The following is a 21,836-nucleotide window of genomic DNA, read 5'->3' as shown; positions in this document are numbered from 1 at the left end:
AGGGATACACATGATCGACATTTCCGCCCTCGGCTGGGGCAACCTCGCCATCGTCCTCCTGTTCGGTTACCTGCTCGGCTCCATCCCCTTCGGACTGGTGCTGACCAAGATGGCTGGCCTCGGCGACCTGCGCTCGATCGGCTCGGGCAATATCGGCGCGACAAACGTGCTGCGCACCGGCAACAAGAAGCTCGCGGCCGCCACCCTCCTCCTCGATGCGCTGAAGGCCACGGCTGCTGCGCTGATCGCGCATGCGGTCTTCGGACAGAACGCTGCTCTCTTCGGCGGCTTCGCAGCCTTTATTGGCCACCTCTTCCCGGTCTGGCTCGGCTTCAAGGGCGGCAAGGGTGTCGCAACCTATATCGGAACGCTGCTCGGGGTTGAGCCTCGGATGGTGCTGGTGTTTGCCATCGTCTGGCTCGCGGTCGCCTTCATCACCCGCTACTCTTCGTTGTCCGCGCTCGTCGCAACACTTGTCATCCCGGTTGTATTGTGGATACTTGGGGTTGAAGAGGCTGCGGTCGTGACGGCCGTCATGACAGTCATCACTTACTGGCGTCACAAAGAGAATATCGGGCGGCTGATCGCGGGAACCGAGAGCAAGATCGGCAAAAAGGGCTAGAGGAGAGCCATGGGGTCAGGCGGCGCAAGACGAAAAGGGATTGCGCTGACGGACCGCCAGAGGATCGCCTGGCTGAGGCTGATCCGCAGCGATAATGTCGGTCCAGCCACTTTCCGGGACCTGATCAACCACTTCGGCTCGGCCGAGACGGCGATCGAGGCTCTTCCGGAGCTTTCGCGGCGCGGCGGATCGACCCGCAGCATTCGCATCGCAACCATTGGTGATGCCGAGCGCGAAATCGAGACTGCCACGCGTTTCGGCGCCCGCTTCATCGGCATCGGCGAGCCCGACTATCCGGCCGCACTCCGACAGATCGATGCCGCCCCTCCCCTGGTCGCAGCCAAGGGCGACCTCGAGGTCGCGAGCCTTCCGGCCGTCGGCATCGTCGGATCGCGCAACGCCTCGATCAGCGGTGCGAAATTCGCGGCGATGATGGCGCGGGAGATCGGACGTGCCGGCTATACGATCGTGTCCGGCCTTGCACGCGGCATTGACGCCTCAGCCCATCGGGCCAGCCTCGACACCGGCACAATTGCAGCCATGGCCGGCGGCCTCGACCAGCCCTACCCTCCCGAGAATATCGATCTTCTGGACCAGATCTGCGGCGGTCGCGGTCTCGCCATTTCCGAGATGCCCTTCGGCTGGGAACCGCGGGCGCGCGATTTTCCCCGACGCAACCGGCTGATCGCTGGTGTGGCTCTGGGCGTGGTGGTCATTGAGGCGGCAGCGCGCTCGGGTTCGCTGATCACCGCAAGGCTCGCGGGAGAATTCGGTCGACAGGTCTTTGCGGTTCCCGGCTCCCCCCTCGATCCGCGCTGCGAGGGCACAAACGGCTTGCTCAAGGACGGTGCGACCGTCACCACCAGACCACAGGATGTGCTGCAGGCGCTGGCGCCGATTTCCGAACTCGATCTCTTCGGTCCGACCGAGGCAGACGAGCCTGCCGACGAGGCGGGAGACAGACCGCTTGCTCCTCCGCCGAATGATGACGAACGGCTCGTAATCGTGCAGGCGCTCGGCCCGACACCCGTCGAGATCGATGACATCATCCGCCACACGGCCCTGCCGGCGTCCTCGGTCTATCTGGTTTTGCTGGAACTTGATATCGCCGGGCGCCTAGAGCGGCATGCGGGAGGGTTTGTCTCGCTGAGCATGATGGATTGAGAGCGCACGGCGGCCGGACTGGACATCGCCGGCTTCGACATAGGCCATCTCGATCAGATAACAGAGCATCTCGGCGCCTTCATTTTCGGCAACCAGCCGCAACTCGGCGAGCATCTGGCGGATGTAGGCGATGTTTTCCATCGTGCGGGTTCCGCGACCGTTCATGTCGACTGTGTCTCGTGCCATCGCTCTTGTCCGTCTTCTGAAAAGGCCGTCACTACCCGGCCTCGCCATCCCCTGTGAAATACAATAGATCATTTATCTAGGATTGCAATCTACCTATGATCCCCCTCAGGTTGCATATATCCATAGGTCGGAAAATAGGCCGCGCCTCTTGACCGCAGCCGTTTCGCCCTCCATGTCGGAAAACCGTGTTCCGAAGACTGTGGTGCGGTGCCGCTGATCGGATGCGTTGAAGGTATAGCTGTCCAATGAACGTCGTAGTCGTAGAATCCCCGGCCAAGGCCAAGACGATCAACAAGTATCTGGGTCCCGGATACAAGGTGCTCGCCTCGTTCGGCCATGTGCGCGATCTGCCGGCCAAGGATGGCTCCGTTCTGCCAGACCAGGATTTCGAGATGTTCTGGGAGGTCGATACGGCCTCGCAGAAACGCATGAGGGACATTGCCGATGCGGTAAAATCCTCTGACGGCCTGTTTCTCGCAACCGACCCCGATCGCGAAGGGGAAGCGATTTCGTGGCACGTGCTCGACCTTCTGAAGAAGAAGAAGGTGATTGGTGACAAGCCGGTGAAGCGCGTGGTCTTCAACGCCATCACCAAGAAGGCCGTGCTCGATGCCATGGCCAATCCGCGTGATATCGATACGCCGCTGGTTGACGCCTATCTCGCCCGCCGTGCGCTCGACTATCTCGTCGGCTTCAATCTGTCGCCGGTTCTCTGGCGGAAGCTGCCGGGGGCCCGCTCGGCCGGCCGCGTGCAGTCGGTGGCGCTGCGCCTCGTCTGCGACCGCGAGACCGAGATCGAACGTTTTGTCGCCGAGGAATACTGGAACATCTCCGCCCTTCTGAAGACGCCGCGTGGCGACGAGTTCGAGGCGAGGCTCGTTTCGCATCAGGGCAAGCGCATGCAGCGCAACTCGGTCACCAATGGTGATCAGGCAGCCGGCATCAAGGCCCTGCTCGAAGGTGCAGCCTTTGCTGTCGACAGCGTCGAGGCGAAGCCGGTCAAGCGCAATCCGGGACCGCCCTTCACCACATCCACCCTGCAGCAAGCCGCATCCTCGAAGCTCGGCTTCTCGGCATCGCGCACCATGCAGATCGCCCAGAAGCTCTATGAAGGCATCGACATCGGCGGCGAAACCGTTGGCCTCATTACTTATATGCGTACCGATGGCGTGCAGATGGCACCGGAGGCGATCGAGGCGGCGCGTGCCGCGGTGCTCGACCAGTTCGGCCCGCGCTACGTGCCCGAAAAGGCGCGCCTCTATTCGACCAAGGCGAAGAACGCCCAGGAAGCCCACGAAGCCATTCGTCCGACCGATTTCAACCGCTCGCCCGACAAGCTGCGCCGCTTCCTCGACAGCGACCAGATGCGGCTCTACGACCTGATCTGGAAGCGCGGGATCGCGAGCCAGATGGCGTCTGCCGAAATCGAGCGTACGACGGTCGAGATCCTGGCTGACAACAACGGCGAGAAGGCAGGCCTGCGTGCAGTCGGCTCCGTCATTCGCTTCGACGGCTTCATCGCCGCTTATACGGACCAGCGCGAGGAAGGCGAAGCACCTGAAGATGGTGACGACGAGGATGGTCGCCTGCCCGAGATCAATGCGCGTGAGGCTTTGGCCAAGCAAAAGGTGAATGCCAGCCAGCATTTCACCGAGCCGCCGCCGCGTTACTCGGAAGCATCGCTGATCAAGAAGATGGAAGAACTCGGCATCGGCCGGCCTTCGACCTATGCCGCGACGCTGAAGACGCTGAGCGACCGCGAATACGTGGTCATGGACAAGCGAAAGCTCATCCCGCATTCGAAGGGTCGGCTGGTCACGGCCTTCCTTGAGAACTTCTTCAACAAGTATGTCGAATACGACTTCACCGCCGATCTGGAAGAGAAGCTCGACAAGATCTCGGCCGGCGAGCTGAACTGGAAGGACGTGCTGCGCGCCTTCTGGCAGGACTTCTTCGCCCAGATCGAAGACACCAAGGAACTGCGCGTCACCAATGTGCTCGACGCGCTGAACGAGGCGCTGGCGCCACTCGTCTTCCCGAAGCGCGAGGATGGGTCCGATCCGCGCATCTGCCAGGTGTGCGGCACCGGCAATCTCTCGCTGAAGCTCGGCAAATACGGCGCTTTCGTCGGCTGTTCGAATTATCCGGAATGCAACTTCACCCGCCAGCTGACCAGCGAGGGCGGTGCCGAAGCCGAAGCCGGCGGCAATGAGCCGCGGGCACTCGGCAAGGATCCGGTCACCGAGGAAGAGATCACGCTGCGTTCGGGACGTTTCGGACCCTATGTCCAGCGCGGTGAGGGCAAGGAAGCCAAGCGCTCCTCGCTGCCGAAGGGATGGGCGCCGGCGGATATCGATTTCGAAAAGGCGCTGTCGCTTCTGTCGCTGCCGCGCGACGTGGGCGCGCATCCCGAAACCGGCAAGATGATTTCGGCCGGTCTCGGACGCTACGGGCCTTTCGTGCTGCATGACGGCACCTATGCCAATCTCGAGGGTATCGAGGACGTGCTCTCGATCGGCCTCAACCGCGCCGTGACCGTGCTCGCCGAAAAGAAGGCCAATCCGGGCGGCCGTGGCCGCACGGCGGCAGTTGCGCTGAAGGAGCTCGGAGAGCATCCTGATGGTGGCGCGATGACGGTCCGCGAAGGTCGTTTCGGTCCCTATGTCAATTGGGGCAAGGTGAATGCCACCCTGCCGAAGGGCAAGGATCCGCAAAGCGTGACCGTCGAGGAAGCCCTCGTGCTGATCGCCGAGCGCGCGGCCAAGGACGGCGGCGGCAAGAGCAAGGCCAAGAAGGCTCCGGCCAAGTCTGCCAAGGCAAAGTCGGAAGACGGTGCGGCGGCAAAGCCGAAGAAGACGGCCGCGAAGCCGAAGGCCGCTGCCGCCAAGAAGGCGCCGGCAAAGACCGCGACGAAAGCAAAGACAACGAAGAAGAGTGCGACTTGAGCAAGAGATACCGCGACCCCTCCGAGACACCCGGCTCCGGCAACCGCAAGAGCCGGCGGGCGGAAGGCGCGGCCAAGGCGAGGAGCGAAAACCCCACCGCCCTCATCCACGGGGAAGTGCCTCCCCGTGACGTGCTCATGCAGTTCATCACCGACAATCCGGATCGCGCCTCGAAGCGCGAGATCGCCAAGGCCTTTGGGTTGAAGGGCGAGCAGCGCGTCGAGTTGAAGCAGGCGCTGAAGGATCTCGAAGAAGACGGCCTCGTGCAAAAGAGCCGCAAGTCCCTGACACGACCCGGCGCCCTACCCCCGGTCACAGTTCTCGATATCACCACGCGCGACAAGGACGGCGAGTTGATCGGCCGACCGGCGGAGTGGCCCGAAGAGGCAGGCGCGGCACCGGCCGTTCTGATCCGCCAGTCGAGCTCCGACCGCTCCAAGGGCAAGGCGGCCGTCGGCGGCCTCGGCGACCGTGTGCTCGCCAAGATCTTCGCCAACAAGGACCGCTCCGGCCCGGCCTATACCGCCCGCGTGATCAAGATCCTCGATCGCCATGTCGGCGCCGTCATGGGCGTTGTCAGGAAGATGCCTGACGGTGGCGCACGCCTGATGCCGATCGACCGGCGCGGCGAGGAAATGCAGATTGATGCCACTGATATTGGCGAGGCCAAGGATGGCGACCTCGTCGAGGTGGAGGTCGGCCGCAGCGCCCGCTTCGGCCTGGCGCGGGCCAAGGTGCTCAACGTCGTCGGATCGGTTGCCTCGGAAAAGGCGATCTCGATGATCGCGATCCATGCGCATGGCATCCCGCATATCTTCCCGCAGTCGGTGATCTCGGAGGCCGAGGAAGCCAAGCCCGCCTCGATGTCGCATCGGGAAGACTGGCGCGACCTGCCGCTCATCACCATCGATCCGCATGATGCCAAGGACCATGACGACGCCGTCTATGCCGAGCTCGATACGTCGCCGGACAATCCGGATGGCGTGATCGTCACTGTCGCTATTGCCGACGTCTCCTACTACATCCGGCCGAAATCGGCGCTGGATCGCGAAGCCTTGAAGCGCGGCAATTCCGTGTATTTCCCCGATCGTGTCGTGCCGATGCTGCCCGAGCGGATCTCGAACGATCTCTGCTCGCTGCGCGAGGGCGTCGACCGGCCGGCGCTCGCCGTGCGCATGGTCTTCTCGCATGAGGGCCGCAAAGCGAGCCACACCTTCCATCGCATCATGATGAAGAGCGCGGCCAAGCTGTCCTACCAACAGGCGCAGGCCGCCATCGACGGCAAGCCCGACGACAAGACAGGCCCGTTGCTGGAGCCGATCCTGAAGCCCCTGTGGCATGCCTATGCGGTGATGAAACGCGGCCGTGACCGTCGCCAGCCGCTCGAGCTCGACATGCCCGAGCGCAAGATCATCCTCAAGGAAGACGGTACGGTCGATCGCGTGCATGTGCCCGAGAGGCTCGACGCCCACAAGCTGATCGAAGAAATGATGATCCAGGCGAACGTCGCGGCTGCCGAGACGCTGGAGAAAAAGCGCCAGCCGCTGATCTACCGCATCCATGACGCACCGACACTCGCCAAGCAGGAAGTGCTGCGGGAATTCCTCGCCACGCTCGGCATGTCCTTGGTGAAGGGCGGCAACATGCGCTCCAACTCCTTCAACGGCATTCTGGCGAAAGCCGAAGACACGCCACATCAGGTGATCGTCAACGAGATGGTGCTGCGCAGCCAGAGCCAGGCGATCTACAGCCCTGACAATATCGGCCATTTCGGCCTCAACCTGATGAAATATGCCCATTTCACCTCGCCGATCCGCCGTTACGCCGACCTCATTGTTCACCGGGCTCTGGTGGGTTCGCTGGGTCTGGGCGAAGGTGGGATCACGAAAGAAGAGGAAGCGAGCCTCGAGGATATCGCCGCTGAAATCTCGACCTTCGAGCGCCGCGCGATGGCGGCCGAGCGCGACACGGTCAACCGCCTGATCGCGCATCATCTTGCTGGGCGCATCGGCGATGAGTTCGAAGGACAGATCAGGGGCGTCACAAAGTCCGGTCTGTTCGTTGCCCTGCCGCAATTTGGCGCAGATGGCTTTATCCCGGTTTCAACACTGGGCCGGGACTACTATATCTACGACGAAGCGCATCAGGCCCTGACGGGCGAGAAGTCCGGGCTCGGCTATCAGCTCGGCGACGTCGTCGAGGTCAAGCTTGTGGAAGCGGTCCCGCTGGCCGGCGCGCTGCGCTTCGAGATGCTGAGCGAGGGACGCAAGATGCCGGTGGCGACGCGTTCCTTCCACAAGGCCGGACGACGGAACGGGCGCAAGCAGCCCGGCACACGTCCGCCGCGCTCGCGACGTTGACACTTTCGCCCCGGAGGCAGCACATGAGCGGCAATCAGACCCAGGCAACGATCCAATATGGTGACGGCGAGAAGGCCGATCGTCCGCTGGGGCGCTCGATCAAGCGAGGCATGCTCAATCAATGTCCGTCCTGCGGCTCGGGCAAGCTCTTCCGCAGCTATCTCAAGGTGGTGGACAATTGCGAGGCCTGCGGAGAGGACTATCATCACCATCGGGCCGACGACCTGCCGGCCTATCTCGTCATTCTCATCCTAGGCCACGTTCTCGTCGGCGGCTTCATGGCCACCGATCTTGTCTTCGTCTTGCCGGCCTGGGTGCATTTTGCCATCTGGGCACCGATCGGCGTCGTCACGTCCCTCCTGTGCCTGCAGCCGATCAAGGGCGGCGTGGTTGGCCTGCAATGGGCGCTGCGCATGCACGGTTTCGGCGGGCATGACGAGCAGCCGGACGCCTTTGGCGACAGCCGCGATTAAGTCATAGACCCGTCACGTGACTGTGGCGGTTTGTCGTTAAACGTCGCCCAGAGGCGCAGTCTTGATTCGGACAGAGAGATCAGAAGCGCTTGACAGGCGCGCGGTTTCCAGTCTGAACATGCCGCGCCGATCGACTATGCCCGGGAGCTGGTACGCGCCGATGCCATCACAGATTTCGACACCTGCGCGCCTGCGGTCATGCCTCAGGCAGGAACGCGACATGAACGACCGGGTGTCCGATGTCTGAGACCAATGGCGGCCTGAACGGCGACCGCGAGGACATCCACTGGCCCTCGCTCTTCGCGGCAATCTCGGCGATCTCCGCCGTGGGCATTGCGATCGGCCTCGGCCTGCCGCTGCTCAGCATCATTCTGGAAAAGCGCGGCATCTCCTCGACACTGATCGGCCTCAATTCGGCGATGGCCGGGATCGCCGCAATGGCGGCTGCTCCCGTGACCACCAAACTCGCCCACAAGCTCGGCGTCGTGCCGACAATGCTTTGGGCGGTTGTTCTCTCGGCGATCAGCGCGATCGGCTTCTACTATGCCGAACAGTTCTGGATGTGGTTTCCGCTGCGCATCGTATTTCACGGTGCGACCACGACACTCTTCATCCTCTCCGAATTCTGGATCAATGCGGCTGCCCCTTCGCGCAGACGCGGCCTGGTGATGGGCATCTATGCGACGATGCTCGCCGTCGGGTTTGCTTGCGGTCCCCTGCTCTTCTCCGTACTCGGAAGCGACGGGCTCCTGCCCTTTGCGGTCGGCGCCATCGCGATCCTTGCGGCGGCCATCCCGATCTACATCGCCCGCAACGAAAGCCCGGTGCTGAGCGAAAAACCGGAGATGCATTTCTTCCGCTACATCTTCCTGGTGCCGACGGCGACAGTGGCAGTTTTCGTCTTCGGGGCGGTGGAAGCCGGTGGCCTCTCCCTCTTCCCGATCTATGCCACCCGCAGCGGCTTTACAGAGACGCAGGCAGCGCTTCTCCTGACCGTCATGGGTGTCGGCAACATGATCTTCCAGATCCCGCTGGGGCTGCTCTCCGACCGCATGCGTGACCGGCGCCTGCTTCTGTCGATTCTTGCCATTGTCGGACTTGCCGGTTCGCTGACGCTGCCGTGGCTGTCCGGCCATTGGCAACTGATGGCAGTGGTTCTGCTATTCTGGGGCGGCTGCGTCTCTGGTCTTTATACCGTGGGCTTGAGCCATCTCGGATCGCGACTCACCGGCGCCGATCTGGCGGCTGCCAATGCGGCCTTCATTTTCTGCTATGCAGTCGGCACGGTCGCGGGTCCGCAGGCCATAGGCGCTGCCATCGACATCACCGGCAATGACGGATTTGCCTGGGGAATTGCAGGCTTCTTCGCGCTCTATGTGGTGCTTTCCCTGGGACGCCTGCTTTTTAAGCCGAAACGCACTTGACTTTTCGGGCGCGATTTGTAGTTTCGCGCCAGATTTGCCGTGGGCCTCGTTCGGTCGTCCACGGCTTCGTTTATTAGAGGCAGGACGACCATGGCTAAGGCTACAACCATCAAGATCAAGCTTCTGTCGACGGCTGACACGGGTTTCTTCTACGTGACCACGAAGAACAGCCGCACGATGACGGAAAAAATGACGAAGACCAAGTACGACCCGGTTGCTAAGAAGCATGTCGAGTTCAAGGAAACCAAGATCAAGTAAGACTTGATCGAGGGCTTCTCAAAAAGGCGTGTCGCTTTTAGCGACGCGCCTTTTTCTTTTTCAGCGATCCTCGCCTGCCCGGACACTGACGCCAAACGAAAAACACCGGCTTCCTTGCGGAAACCGGTGTTCGATTAGGGGGTCGGTCGGCACACAACACGGCACGAGGAACCGTTTTTGACGTTGCATACCAACCGACCGACCCCACGACCCAGGAGATGCGGCGGACCTGAGCATCATGGGGTATTGATGACCTCCGAAGGGGTCTTGTCCGATGGCTGCAAGTTCTCTCAAGTAGAGACAAAAATCAACAGTTTATTAACTGCTTAGCGGAACCTCACTGCTTTATGGTTAAATTAGGCTCAGATGAACTTACGATTCACGCGGGATAGTCAGTTCTACACACATTGAGACTTGAGAATACCGGTGAGACATTTCGGATCTTCTCAAGCTTAGTTTGAAAAGATCACAGAGACTGACTTGTCCGGGTGAGATCAGCCAGCTGCAGCGGAACCTAATATTCAATTAAATACAAAATCGAGTAAGCACATTCCCGATCCTGTCGGACGCCATCGGCAGGATCAGCATCAATACTATTCTGGTGACTGAAAATAAGTCGTTTTGTAACTGCTCAAAAAGTCAGCAAGATTACCCGGCATGCCAAGGATGGCGGCAATTGAAAAAGCTGTGAAAATCTTTCCGGAGGCCCGCTGAATGGGGAGGCGGTGGCGCCCCATGCCTTTAATTCACGCGGCAGCGGCGACGACGCGGTTGCGACCGGAGTTCTTCGCTTCATAGAGGGCGCGGTCGGCCTGCTTCAGAAGCTGCTCGGGCGTTTCAACGCCTGGGCCGATCGTGGCGATGCCCATGGATGCCGTCAGCATCAGCGGGCTCTCACCAGAACGAAGCTGGAAGGGACGTGCCTCGATCATACCGCGTAACCGCTCGGCCACCGTTGCCGCGACTTCCGCCGGCGTATCCGGCATGACGACCACGAACTCCTCACCACCGAACCGGCAGGCAAGATCGGCACCGCGCACGGTGGAGCGAATGCGGCCAGCAAATTCCTTCAGCACTTCGTCGCCGGCATCATGGCCGTAGACATCGTTTACCTGCTTGAAGCGGTCGATGTCGGTGATGCATAGCGTCAGCGGCCGGCCACGTACCTTGGCACGGGCAAACAAGGTGCGCAGATGTGTGTCGAGATAGCGGCGATTGTGGAGACCCGTCAGGCCGTCGGTGACGGCAAGCTCGATCGTCTGGCGGACGCTGTTGCGCAGGCGGTCGTTGTAGCGCTTGCGGCGGACCTGGGTCAGCGTTCGCGCAATCATTTCATTCGGATCGAGCGGTCGGACAATGTAGTCGTTCACGCCGAGATCGAGCGCCCGGATGATCATCTGCTCATCCCCCTGCTCGGTGATCAGCAGGATCGGGATGAAGCGGGTGCGCTCCAGCGACCGGATCTGCGAGCAGAGACGCAAGGGGTCGTAGTCCTCGAGATTGCTGTTGACGATGACCAGGTCGAAGGGGTTTTCAGCCGCCTCGAACACCGCAGCCTGCGGATCGGACATGGCGCTGACTTCGGCAATCGACTTCAACGCCTTGATGATGCGTTCCTGGGAAGCACCGCGGCTGTCGACGAGCAGAACCTGCGCCTGCTCTTCGAGGCGGCCCTCCTGCAGCCTCAAGATATCACCGATGCCGGCCTCGCGGGTGGTGTCATGGCGGATACGCAGCTCGTCCGTCAGCGTCTTCAAGCGCACGAGGCTCTTTACCCGCGAGATGAGCTGCAAGTCGTTGACCGGCTTCGTCAGGAAATCATCGGCCCCGGCCTGCAGACCGCGGACGCGATCGGAGGGCTGGTCGAGGGCGGTGACCATGACCACCGGGATATGCGCCGTACGCGGGTTGGACTTCAGCCTTTCGCAGACTTCGAAGCCGTCCATTTCCGGCATCATGATGTCGAGGAGAATGACGTCGACCTGGGTGCGATCGCAAATGTCGAGTGCGTCGCGGCCATTGCTTGCCGTCAGCACGTCGAAATAATCCGCTATCAGCCGTGCTTCGAGCAGCTTCACGTTGGCAGGAATATCGTCGACGACCAGAATACGCGCAGTCATGGCTTTCAGTCCTCACGCATCTCCGAGATAGGTCTTGATCGTCTCAATAAACTTGGGGACCGAGATGGGTTTGGAGACATAGGCTTCACAGCCACCCTGGCGGATTCGTTCCTCGTCGCCCTTCATGGCGAAAGCTGTTACAGCGATTACCGGGATCACGTGGAGATCGGGATCGTCCTTCAGCCATTTGGTCACTTCGAGCCCTGAGACCTCGGGCAACTGGATATCCATGAGGATCAGATCCGGGCGGTGGCGCCGGGCGAGATCCATGGCTTCCATGCCGTTGCGGGTCTGCACTGTCTCATAGCCGGATGCCTCGATCAGATCGCGGAAGAGCTTCATGTTGAGCTCGTTGTCTTCGACAATCATCACTTTTTTCGGCATTCACCCGGTCCTTTGTCTCGCGCATTCACTCAGTCCGGAACACCGGACCCAGCGCGAGTTGCGTCTTCCGTCTTCGAGCATGCTAGTGCTATTTGGTTTCGAAATCGGTAATTTGCCAGGGCGAGAGGAAAAGACTTTATGAAAAACAGAGATATACCTGCCGATGCCGAAGCCACTGCAGTTGCCGTGCTCGGCTGGCTGGCAAACGAACCGGAGATGCTGTCGCGTTTCCTCGCGCTGTCTGGCGTGCAGCCGACACAGTTGCGCCGGGCCGTCGGCGACCCGGCCTTTCTCGCTGGCATGCTGGAGTTTCTGATGCAGCACGAACCGACGCTGATGGAATTCTGCACAGCGACGGACACCAAGCCTGAAACCGTGGTCGAGGCCTATCACCGCTACGCCGGTCCGAGCTTCGATTCGGCCGATTTCTGATGCTGACGGATCTGGACCACATCCGCCTGACGGACAGGCCCTTGATCGTGTGCGACGTCGATGATGTCGTCCTGCAGTTCGCCGCTCCGTTCGAAAGCTTCCTGCAGACCCGCGGCCACAGGCTTCTCCCGCGCTCCTTCAAGCTGACCGGAAACATCGTCAGTGGCGCCGACGAGAGCGTAATCGAAGCGCTAGCCGTCAAGGCGCTGATCGATGACTTCTTCGTCGAGCAGGAGCGTTGGCAGACGCCGTTTGCCGATGCGGTCGATACCATCCACGCTCTTGGCCAGGATGCCGATCTGGTGTTCCTCACCGCCATGCCGCCTCGCCACGCCGAGGTGCGGCGACGCCTGCTCGACCAGTTGACGCTCACCTTCCCGATGATTGCAACGGAAGAGGCCAAGGGGCCGATGGTGGCAGCCTTGCTGGGAAATAGGCCCCTTCCCGTCGCCTTCGTCGACGACATGGTGCACAATCTGCACTCTGTGGGCCAACACGTGCCGGACTGCCTGTTGATCTACCTTCCGCCACCGCTCGAAATCTTCCGCTTCGCGCCCGAGCCACCCGAAACCGTCCGGCGTGTCGGCACCTGGGCAGAGGCGTCCGAGCTGATCCGATCGCATTTTGCTGGCTAATCTGGCGGCGAGCCCCCTTCCCGGCATTGCCGCACTTGCCTGCGTTCAAAGGGCGGCCTATGGTCGCCTTGTTCAACCTTTGTTCTGGCCATGACGCGCGCTGCTCCTGATCATTCCGGCTTTTGTCGTGACTGCCTGACCGGGCAGGCCGATGGTGCGCGGCGTTGCCGCTCCTGCGGCAGCCCGAGGCTCGTCTACCATTCCGAACTCTACGATCTGTCGATCGCCCATATCGATTGTGATGCCTTCTACGCCTCGGTGGAGAAGCGCGACAATCCGGAGCTGATCGACAAGCCGGTGATCATCGGCGGCGGCAAGCGCGGGGTCGTCTCGACCGCCTGCTACGTGGCGCGCATTCACGGGGTGCGGTCTGCCATGCCGATGTTTAAGGCGCTGGAGGCCTGTCCGCAGGCCGTGGTCATCAAGCCCGACATGGAGAAGTATTCGCGCGTCGGCCGCGAAATCCGGGCGATGATGGAGGAGCTGACCCCGCTCGTGCAGCCGATCTCGATCGACGAGGCCTTTCTGGATTTGCGCGGTACCGAACTGCTGCATCACGATCCGCCGGCGCGGGTGCTGGCGAGGCTTGCCCGACGCATCGAGCAGGAGATCGGCATTACCGTTTCCGTTGGCCTTTCCTACTGCAAGTTCCTCGCCAAGGTCGCCTCCGACCTGCAGAAGCCACGCGGGTTCTCTGTCATCGGTGAGGCCGAGGCTCTGACCTTCCTCGCCGACAAGCCTGTGACGATGATCTGGGGTGTCGGCAAGGCCTTTGCCACGACGCTACAGGCCGACGGCATCCGGACCATCGGCCAGCTGCAGGTGAAGGACGAGAGCGATCTCATGCGCCGCTACGGCTCGATGGGGCAGCGTCTGGCGCGCCTGTCCCGGGGAGTTGACGAGCGTACGGTACACCCGAACGACCCGGCCAAAAGCGTCTCTGCCGAAACGACCTTCTTCGACGACATTCACCGGCTCGACGATCTCGTGGTGCATCTGCGAGCCCTGTCCGAAAAGGTCGCATGGCGGCTGAAACGACACGAGATCGCCGGGCAGACCGTCGTCCTGAAACTGAAGACGGCCGATTTCAAGCTCAGGACACGCAACCGGCGGCTCGACGACCCCACCCAGCTCGCCGACCGGATCTTCCGCACCGGCATGTCGCTCCTGGAGAAGGAGGCGGATGGAACGCGCTTCCGGCTGATCGGGATCGGTGTCAGCGATCTGCAGGATCCGGCGATTGCCGATCCGCCGGACCTTGTCGATGTCCAGGCTGCACGGCGGGCAGCGGCAGAGGCCGCCATGGACAAATTGCGCGACAAGTTCGGCAAGGGTACGGTTCAGACGGGTTATACATTCCCGTCAAAGCGATAGGCGATTCCGTGACGCAAGCACCCTCCATCAACAAGGATCAGAGCCGGCGCACGGGCGGCCAGGGTGCCCAGATGCGGCTCTTGCGGATTGCTGCTGCCCATCGCCGCACGCGCCGAAACGACCTCATGCTCGGTGCCATCCTCGCCTTCGTCGCTGGCGCGATGAATGCCGGCGGTTTTCTTGCCATCGGCCACTACACATCGCATATGACCGGCATCGTCTCGGCGATCGCCGACAATCTGGCACTCGGTCTTTTCGGTTTGGTCGGCGCTGGCATCGCCCTTCTCGCAAGCTTCACTCTGGGCGCTGCCTGCTCGGCCATTCTCATTAACTGGGCCCGGCGCCATGCGCGGCGACAGCAATATGCCTATCCGCTGGCGCTCGAATCCGGCCTGCTGATCGCCTTTGCCGGGATCGGTGCCGTGGTACCAGCGGCTTCGGCCGCGCCGATGACCGCCCTTCTTCTCTGCTTCGTGATGGGCCTGCAGAACGCGACGATCACCAAGATTTCCGGCGCCCGCATCCGCACCACTCATTTGACCGGCATGATCACCGATGTCGGCATCGAGCTGGGCAAGCTCGCCTATGGCCGCATCGGCCGGCTCCTGGATCATCCGCCACTTGCACCGGACAGCCGCAAGCTCGGCATTCTCCTGCCCATTGTCGGCATGTTCTTCTTCGGCGGGCTCGTCGGCGCACTCGGGTTCAAGCATATTGGCCATGCCTTTTCCCTGCCGCTGGCCGCCCTACTGCTGGCCGTTGCCTCGCCGCAACTGAGACCACGCCCGTCGCCTGCCCCGTGAGCAGGGTAACTGCTCGTGGCATCTGTGGACAGACGATCACAGCCGCGTGAGTGGTGCATCGAGGTCTTTTCGCGAAACTTTTCTTAAACATCGTCGCTTAGACTGCGACCGGTTGTGTATTGCGTTTCGAATGGTCGATCATGTTTCAGCGTTTCGCCCTCGCCATCAGCCTGTCATTGCTCTCCAGCACGGCGCTTGCTGCCGATGGGCCCCTGCAGATCTATATCTCGAAGGCGGAACAGACGCTGACCGTTTATGACGGGGACGAGGTTGTTGCGACGACGAAGGTCTCGACCGGCAAGCCCGGGCACACGACGCCATCGGGGATCTTCTCGATCCTAGAGAAACGCAAGTATCACGAGTCCAACCTCTATTCGAACGCGCCGATGCCCTTCATGCAGCGCCTGACATGGTCGGGCATTGCCCTGCACGAGGGCAAGCTGCCCGGCTATCCCGCCTCGCATGGCTGCGTGCGCCTGCCGAACGGCTTTGCCAAGACGCTGTTTTCCATGACCAAGCGTGGCGCGCATGTGATCATCACCGACGATCCCGTCGCCCCGACGCCAATCACCCATGCCAATCTATTCACGCCGCGCCTGCCGGTTGACGACGGTGGGCTGCTCTCGGACGTGGAACTCAGGCCCGCTCGCGTCGAGGCGGGGCTGGCGCCCGTCGAAGTGGCGATGAACGCGGTTCCGCCGCGCAGCGGCGCCGAGACAAAGGTGACGATCGCGGAACCGCCTCCGCTGCGTATTCTGATTACACGACGCACCCAGCGCGATGTCGTATCCGACGTCCAGCGGCTTCTTGGCACGCTCGGCTTCGATGCCGGCATTTCCGACGGGTTGCTCGGCAGCCGGACCATTGCGGCGATCAAGGCGTTCAAGGAGAAGAACGGCATCGAAAAGGACGCCCAGATCCTGTCCGAGACTTTTCTCGGGGCGCTCTATGCGCAGGCCGGCGAGGACCACCCGCCGACGGGCCAGTTGATGATCCGGCAGAAATTCGCGCCACTCTTTTCGGCCCCTGTCGACATCCGGGAGCCAGAAAAGGCACTTGGCACCCATTTCATCGAGGCGACCGCTGTCGATCGCTACAAGCGCAAGGCGGAATGGCGCGGCGTGACGCTCGATGACCACCTGCCTGCATCGACACAGAAGCGTCTCGGCATCGTCACCCCGGCGGACGACAAGTCGATTTTCTCCGCCGAAGCCGCGCTTTCCCGCATCGACATCCCGGATGAGGTGCGCGCCCGCATCGAAACCATGCTGAGCGAGGGATCCTCGATCACCATCTCGGATACCGGCATCGGCCCGGAGACCGGCGACGGTACAGACTTCATCACCGTCACCAGGGCCAAACCGCGGGGCTGAGCATCAGCTAGTGAAGCTGGCGATCAAGTCCCCAAACCCGGTCGCGCAATTCATCTGCTTGTGCGATCGCGCGGTTTATATCGTCCGTGCCCAGCTTTTCGACAAGCGTTGGCATGTTCGAGCGCAGGTCCACTCCAAGTGCCGCCCGGCGATCCGGTATAGAGAAGCCCACGGCCGCAAGGATTGTCGGAAACAGATCAATTGTGCTCGCAGGCTTGCTCACTGTGTCGCGGTGTTCGGTGCCCAGAACCATGAACATGTTGCGGCGATCGGAAGCTTGGAGGTCTCCGTAGACCTCGTTTCGCATGGCGAGATGGTCACTCTGGATGACCACCACCGTGTTTTCGAGCAGGCCATCACGCTCCAGGCGATCAACAAAGCGTTCAACGAGCCAATTGGTGCAGGCAAAGGCCTTGAGGGTATCGTTGGGTTGACGAGTGACGAGTGGAAGTGCTTCGCAGGATGGGGATATGAGGCCTGTCGGCGCATGGCCACCCAGCGTTGTCAGCATCAGACTGTATGGCGCGCCTTGCATTTCAAGTTCGGAAATCTGCTCATATGCAACCTGAAGCATGTCTTCGTCATGCAGCCCCCAATGATTGACGCGCCCGGGGAAACGGTCATGAAGTTCATCGAAACCGAGCAGGCGTTGATAGCCGTGATTGGCAGCGAAACCCCGCGTGCCGGCAAAATCGAGGCTCGCCCCTTTCAAGAAGACATTTGTGTAGCCATTCCGTTCGAGAATATCGCCCAGGCATTCCGCTCCCGGCACAATTTCGTCCACGAGATCGAAGGAATTTCGATGGATGACACCCAAGGACAACAGCGGCACGCCGCAGGTCGATGCCACATGTCCGGCAAGCGTCCAACCGGTCAGGTCCACTTGCTCGACGTTCTCAGCGGACCAAGCCTTGGCGGAAAGGTTCTTCAACGGGCGAGCGACATCTCCGAAACGCTCTTCGTCCCAAAAGGTGAGTTCCGCACTTTCAACGAATATGTGCAGTAGATTTTTCGTCGGACCGGAGGGCACGAAGTCCGTCTCAGGGTCCTTGAAGGCCAAGCTCAAGTCCATTGGCGGCGGCGCGGCAGAGGCCAAGGCGCTGGAGGCACCGAGCCAAGTGAGCGGATTGAGCGCCAGGAGGGCGACTGGAAGGCATCGGTTGAGGAAGGCCATGCCGCGAGACATGCCGGCCAGTTGCCACCAACTGATCATGGCCAGGACAAAGGGAATGATTGCGACCAGAGACTGCTTGAAAGCCTGATCTTGAACGGCTTCCGACCCGACGTCGTAGTTCAGGTGAAACAGAATAGCCTGCACGTCGACGGCGCCGAAAAGCGAGTACAAGATGTACCAGACAGCGAGAAGCAGCGTCGCAGCATAGGTCCAACGCAGTGTTACACGTTGCTGCTCGGGATATACCTTCGAGAAGACATACAGGAACAAGAAAATCGCGGTAAACAGCATGGGACGCCACGAAGGCATCAGTTCAACGCTGACATCGATGATTGACGTCACCGCCCAGGCGAAAACGGCTGCCCACAGAATGGCTCGAACTGCCTGATTTTTGAAACTTTCGAGCGTCCGAGACGAAAATGACATACAGCAACCTCCGATTCGAGGTTCAATCTATAGCTGCATGCCACTTTCGTTTAGCTTAATCTGAATGATAAAATTCGATGGAGTGATCCTACCCTTACATCAAACCAGTTCGACGTCGAGGACGCCGGGGGTCGAGCGCATGGCGGCAGCGATCTCGGGGGAGATGCGGAAGCGTTCAGTCAGTTCCACCTCGATTTCGCGCTGGCCTTCGTCCTTGATCACGATGAAGGAGACGAGCCCGTCGCCCCTTGCGTTCAGATGTGCAGCGACGGCGCGCAAGGGACCGGAATCCCGGACGAAGACGCGCATCGCCTTCTGCATGCGGATCGACTGTTCTTCGAGCGACTGCGCCGTCTGGATGCGCAATCCGATGCCCTCGGGCCGCTCCTCCGCCTGTACAGTGAGGACCAGCGATTTACCCGCTTCCAGAAGGTCGCGATACTGGTTCAGGCCTTCGGAGAAGAGAACCGCTTCATACTGGCCGGAGGCATCCGAAAAGGTGACGATGCCCATCTTGTTGCCGGTGCGGGTCTTGCGCTCCTGGCGCGAGATGACGGTGCCGGCGAGACGGCCGGCGGATGCGCCCTGTTTCACGGCCACCGAGAAATCCGCGAAATTCTGGACCCGCAGCTTGTCGAGCAGGTCTCTGTAAGCGTCGAGCGGGTGGGCAGAGAGGTAGAAGCCAAGCACCTGGAATTCGCGCATCAGCTTTTCCGAGGAAAGCCAGGGCGTATAAGGTGCAAAGGCAATCCGCTCGGGGCCGCTTGCGCCGCCGGTGCCGAACATGTCGGATTGACCGCTGACGGCATTTTCCTGGGCGCGCTGGGCATAGCCCATGATGCGATCGATGCTGCCGACGAGTTCGGCGCGGTCGCGACCGAAGCAGTCGAAGGCGCCTGCGGCGATCAGGCTTTCGAACACACGTCGGTTGATCTGCTTCGGGTCGATCCTGAGGCAGAAATCCTCGATGCTGTCGAAGGGCTTGTCGCCGCGCACCTCGACGATGTGATCGACGGCACCTTCACCGACACCCTTGAGGGCGGCCAGCGCGTAATAGATGCGGTTCGGACCGGTCTGGAAGTGACGGTAGGACGTCTGGACAGAAGGCGGCACGACTTGGATGCCGAGGCGGCCGGCATCCTGGCGGAAGTCGACGAGCTTTTCGGTGTTCGACATGTCGAGCGTCATCGATGCGGCGAGGAACTCGACCGGATAATGCGCCTTCATGTAGGCCGTCTGATAGGAGACGATGGCGTAGGCCGCTGCGTGTGACTTGTTGAAGCCGTAGTTGGCGAATTTGGCCAGCAGTTCGAAGATGTTGTTCGCCTGCGGCTTCGAGACACCGTTCTTCATTGCGCCATCAACGAAACGGACCGACTGCTGGTCCATCTCCGCCTTGATCTTCTTACCCATGGCGCGGCGCAGAAGGTCGGCTTCGCCGAGCGAATAGCCAGACAGGACCTGCGCGATCTGCATGACCTGTTCCTGGTAGACGATAACGCCCTGGGTTTCCTTCAAAAGGTAGTCGATCTTCGGATGGATCGAGGCGATCTCTTCCTCGCCATGCTTGCGGGCATTGTAGACGGGGATGTTTTCCATCGGGCCCGGGCGATAAAGGGCCACGAGCGCGATGATGTCCTCGATGCAGTCGGGGCGCATGCCGATCAGCGCCTTGCGCATGCCGGCACTTTCCACCTGGAAGACGCCCACCGTTTCACCGCGCGAGAGCATCTCGTAGGTCAAGGTGTCATCCAGCGGGATGGCGGCGAGGTCGACCTTGATACCGCGCTGCTCCTCGACGAAGTCGACGGCCGTCTTCAGGACCGTCAGCGTTTTCAGGCCGAGGAAGTCGAACTTCACGAGGCCGGCCTGTTCGACCCATTTCATATTGAACTGGGTGACCGGCATGTCGGAGCGTGGATCGCGATACATCGGCACAAGCTTAGACAGCGGGCGGTCACCGATGACGATACCGGCGGCATGCGTCGAGGCGTGGCGGTAGAGCCCCTCGATCTTCTGGGCGATCTCCAGCAGGCGCGCGACGACAGGCTCTTCTTCGGCGGCCTCCTGGAGCTTGGGCTCCTCCTCGATCGCCTTGGAGAGCGGCGTCGGATTGGCCGGATTGTTCGGGACCAGCTTGCAGATCTTGTCGACCTGGCCATAGGGCATTTCCAGCACGCGGCCAACGTCGCGGAGCGCTGCACGCGCCTGTAGCGATCCGAAGGTGATGATCTGGCCCACCTGCTCGCGACCATATTTGCGCTGCACGTAGCGGATGACCTCTTCGCGGCGCTCCTGGCAGAAGTCGATGTCGAAGTCGGGCATCGAGACGCGTTCCGGATTGAGGAAGCGTTCGAAGAGCAGCGAGAAACGCAAGGGATCGACGTCGGTAATGGTCAGCGCATAGGCAACGAGCGAGCCCGCACCCGAACCACGGCCCGGGCCGACCGGGATGTCATGCTGCTTCGCCCATTTGATGAAGTCCGAAACGATCAGGAAGTAGCCGGGGAACTTCATGCGTTCGATGACCGAGAGCTCGAATTCCAGCCGGTCGCGGTACTCCTTTTCCTCGTAACCCGGCGCCATGCCGAGGGCTGCCAGACGCTGGTCAAGACCCTCCACCGCCTGACGGCGCAGTTCGAGTGCTTCTTCCCGTTCGGCTTCCTCCGGATCGTCGCTGCCACCGGTGAAGCGCGGCAGGATGGGCTTTCGGGTATCAAGCACGAAAGAGCAGCGGCGGGCGATCTCGACGGAATTCTGGAGCGCCTCCGGCAGGTCGGCGAAGAGCTTCATCATGTCCGCCCGGCTCTTCAGATAATGGTCAGGGGTGAGGCGGAAGCGGTCGTCGTTCGATACGATGGCATTGTGGGCCACAGCCATCAGCGCATCATGGGCATCGTAGTCGTCGCGGGCCGGGAAGAAGGCCTCGTTGGTCGCAACCAGCGGCAGGTCATGCTCATAGGCGAGCTGGACCATGCGCCGCTCATGCGTGCGATCATACTCACCATGCCGCTGCAATTCGACATAGAGGCGATCGCCGAACAGACGCTTCAAGGCAAGCAGACGGCTCTCGGCCTGGGCCTTGTGACCATCCTTCAGGATACGATCGACTGGCCCGCCACCGGCGCCGGTCAACAGGATCAGGCCTTCGGTCCCGCTCTCTTCGAGCCAGGAGAGCTTTACATGGGTCGGCTGACCCGCGTCGCCGCCGAGATAGGCCCGGCTGACGAGATCAACGAGGCGCTCATAGCCCTCCGCATCCGATGCCAGAACGACGACGGCCGGCAGATCGGGCATATGACCGTTGCCGCCGCGCTTCTCGCCGGTCGAATCCTCCATGTCGATCGACAGCTGGCAGCCGATGATCGGCTGGATGCCATCACCGAGCGCCTTTTGCGAGAACTCGAGCGCGACGAAGAGATTGTTGGTGTCGGTGATCGCGATCGCCGGCTGGTCGTCGGCGACAGCCTTGCCGAGGATCTTCTTCAGCGGCAGCGCGCCCTCAAGCAGCGAATAAGCCGAATGCACGCGCAGATGCACGAAACCCGGACCGTCACCCACTCCACCGGACGCCTGTCTGTCGACGCTGTCCTCGCCCATACCGCTTCATTCCCTGATTTCTGAATCGGTCGGGATTTTCGGCTTTCAGGCTCACGAAGTCCAGAAGTAAGTCGGGCGGCAAG

The 21,836-nt window shown here is 61.3% G+C and carries 17 protein-coding genes; 12 read left to right on the top strand and 5 right to left on the bottom strand.

All coding sequences use genetic code 11. The features are described from left to right. The first annotated feature begins 10 nt into the window (after window positions 1-10). Both plsY and dprA read left to right on the top strand, forming a co-directional pair. Window positions 11-622 carry a glycerol-3-phosphate 1-O-acyltransferase PlsY gene (gene plsY, locus QWE_RS18035; RefSeq protein ID WP_006727607.1) on the top strand — a complete coding sequence of 204 codons (612 nt, stop codon included), beginning with the start codon at window positions 11-13 and terminating at the stop codon, window positions 620-622. 9 nt (window positions 623-631) lie between these two features. Next, window positions 632-1,786, top strand: a complete 1,155-nt coding sequence (gene dprA / locus QWE_RS18030; protein ID WP_006727606.1) for a DNA-processing protein DprA — start codon at window positions 632-634, stop codon at window positions 1,784-1,786. Here dprA and QWE_RS18025 read toward each other — a convergent pair. Then, complete coding sequence (locus QWE_RS18025) at window positions 1,739-1,972, bottom strand: hypothetical protein (protein ID WP_006727605.1); 234 nt, start codon at window positions 1,970-1,972, stop codon at window positions 1,739-1,741. The two genes, dprA and QWE_RS18025, sit on opposite strands and share 48 nt — an antisense overlap. 245 nt (window positions 1,973-2,217) lie before the next feature. On the opposite strand from QWE_RS18025, the gene topA reads away from it, so the two are divergent. The 5 genes from topA to rpmG all read left to right on the top strand — a co-directional run bounded on the left by topA (window position 2,218) and on the right by rpmG (window position 9,432). Then, window positions 2,218-4,917, top strand: coding sequence for a type I DNA topoisomerase (gene topA, locus QWE_RS18020; protein WP_006727604.1), 2,700 nt, complete (start codon window positions 2,218-2,220; stop codon window positions 4,915-4,917). Window positions 4,918-5,054: 137 nt separating this feature from the next. After that, window positions 5,055-7,277, top strand: coding sequence for a ribonuclease R (gene rnr, locus QWE_RS18015; RefSeq protein ID WP_083872955.1), 2,223 nt, complete (start codon window positions 5,055-5,057; stop codon window positions 7,275-7,277). Between the two features lie 23 nt (window positions 7,278-7,300). Continuing rightward, window positions 7,301-7,750, top strand: a complete 450-nt coding sequence (locus QWE_RS18010; protein ID WP_006727602.1) for a DUF983 domain-containing protein — start codon at window positions 7,301-7,303, stop codon at window positions 7,748-7,750. 239 nt (window positions 7,751-7,989) lie between these two features. Then, on the top strand, window positions 7,990-9,174 hold the full coding sequence (locus tag QWE_RS18005) for an MFS transporter (RefSeq protein WP_006727601.1): 1,185 nt from the start codon (window positions 7,990-7,992) through the stop codon (window positions 9,172-9,174). A 90-nt stretch (window positions 9,175-9,264) separates the two neighbouring features. After that, complete coding sequence (gene rpmG, locus QWE_RS18000) at window positions 9,265-9,432, top strand: 50S ribosomal protein L33 (protein ID WP_006727600.1); 168 nt, start codon at window positions 9,265-9,267, stop codon at window positions 9,430-9,432. A 746-nt stretch (window positions 9,433-10,178) separates the two neighbouring features. Here rpmG and QWE_RS17995 read toward each other — a convergent pair. Together QWE_RS17995 and QWE_RS17990 are read right to left on the bottom strand one after the other, a co-directional pair. Further along, window positions 10,179-11,552, bottom strand: coding sequence for a PleD family two-component system response regulator (locus QWE_RS17995; RefSeq protein ID WP_006727599.1), 1,374 nt, complete (start codon window positions 11,550-11,552; stop codon window positions 10,179-10,181). Window positions 11,553-11,564: 12 nt separating this feature from the next. Further along, window positions 11,565-11,936, bottom strand: a complete 372-nt coding sequence (locus QWE_RS17990; RefSeq protein WP_006727598.1) for a response regulator — start codon at window positions 11,934-11,936, stop codon at window positions 11,565-11,567. Between the two features lie 138 nt (window positions 11,937-12,074). Between QWE_RS17990 and QWE_RS17985 the strand changes: the two genes are divergently transcribed. From QWE_RS17985 to QWE_RS17965, 5 genes are all read left to right on the top strand, one after another. Then, the gene (locus QWE_RS17985) at window positions 12,075-12,368 is read left to right on the top strand and encodes a DUF3572 domain-containing protein (protein WP_006727597.1); all 294 of its coding nucleotides are present in this window, start codon (window positions 12,075-12,077) and stop codon (window positions 12,366-12,368) included. Further along, on the top strand, window positions 12,368-13,003 hold the full coding sequence (locus QWE_RS17980) for a hypothetical protein (protein ID WP_006727596.1): 636 nt from the start codon (window positions 12,368-12,370) through the stop codon (window positions 13,001-13,003). Before QWE_RS17985 ends, QWE_RS17980 begins: the two co-directional genes overlap by 1 nt. Window positions 13,004-13,093: 90 nt before the next feature. After that, window positions 13,094-14,377, top strand: a complete 1,284-nt coding sequence (locus QWE_RS17975; RefSeq protein ID WP_006727595.1) for a DNA polymerase IV — start codon at window positions 13,094-13,096, stop codon at window positions 14,375-14,377. A gap of 8 nt (window positions 14,378-14,385) precedes the next feature. Next, the gene (locus QWE_RS17970) at window positions 14,386-15,180 is read left to right on the top strand and encodes a YoaK family protein (RefSeq protein ID WP_006727594.1); all 795 of its coding nucleotides are present in this window, start codon (window positions 14,386-14,388) and stop codon (window positions 15,178-15,180) included. A gap of 140 nt (window positions 15,181-15,320) precedes the next feature. Then, window positions 15,321-16,553, top strand: coding sequence for a L,D-transpeptidase family protein (locus QWE_RS17965; protein ID WP_006727593.1), 1,233 nt, complete (start codon window positions 15,321-15,323; stop codon window positions 16,551-16,553). Window positions 16,554-16,560: 7 nt separating this feature from the next. On the opposite strand, the gene QWE_RS24490 is transcribed toward QWE_RS17965, so the two are convergent. Together QWE_RS24490 and dnaE are read right to left on the bottom strand one after the other, a co-directional pair. Then, the gene (locus QWE_RS24490) at window positions 16,561-18,153 is read right to left on the bottom strand and encodes a sulfatase-like hydrolase/transferase (protein ID WP_006727592.1); all 1,593 of its coding nucleotides are present in this window, start codon (window positions 18,151-18,153) and stop codon (window positions 16,561-16,563) included. 99 nt (window positions 18,154-18,252) lie between these two features. Continuing rightward, window positions 18,253-21,753 (bottom strand): DNA polymerase III subunit alpha, encoded by a 3,501-nt coding sequence (dnaE, locus tag QWE_RS17955; RefSeq protein WP_006727591.1) that lies wholly within the window; start codon window positions 21,751-21,753, stop codon window positions 18,253-18,255. Between the last annotated feature and the right edge of the window lie 83 nt (window positions 21,754-21,836).

This window comes from Agrobacterium albertimagni AOL15 (genome assembly GCF_000300855.1).
Taxonomy (GTDB): domain Bacteria; phylum Pseudomonadota; class Alphaproteobacteria; order Rhizobiales; family Rhizobiaceae; genus Allorhizobium; species Allorhizobium albertimagni.
This window is presented reverse-complemented; position numbering and strand designations above follow the sequence as displayed.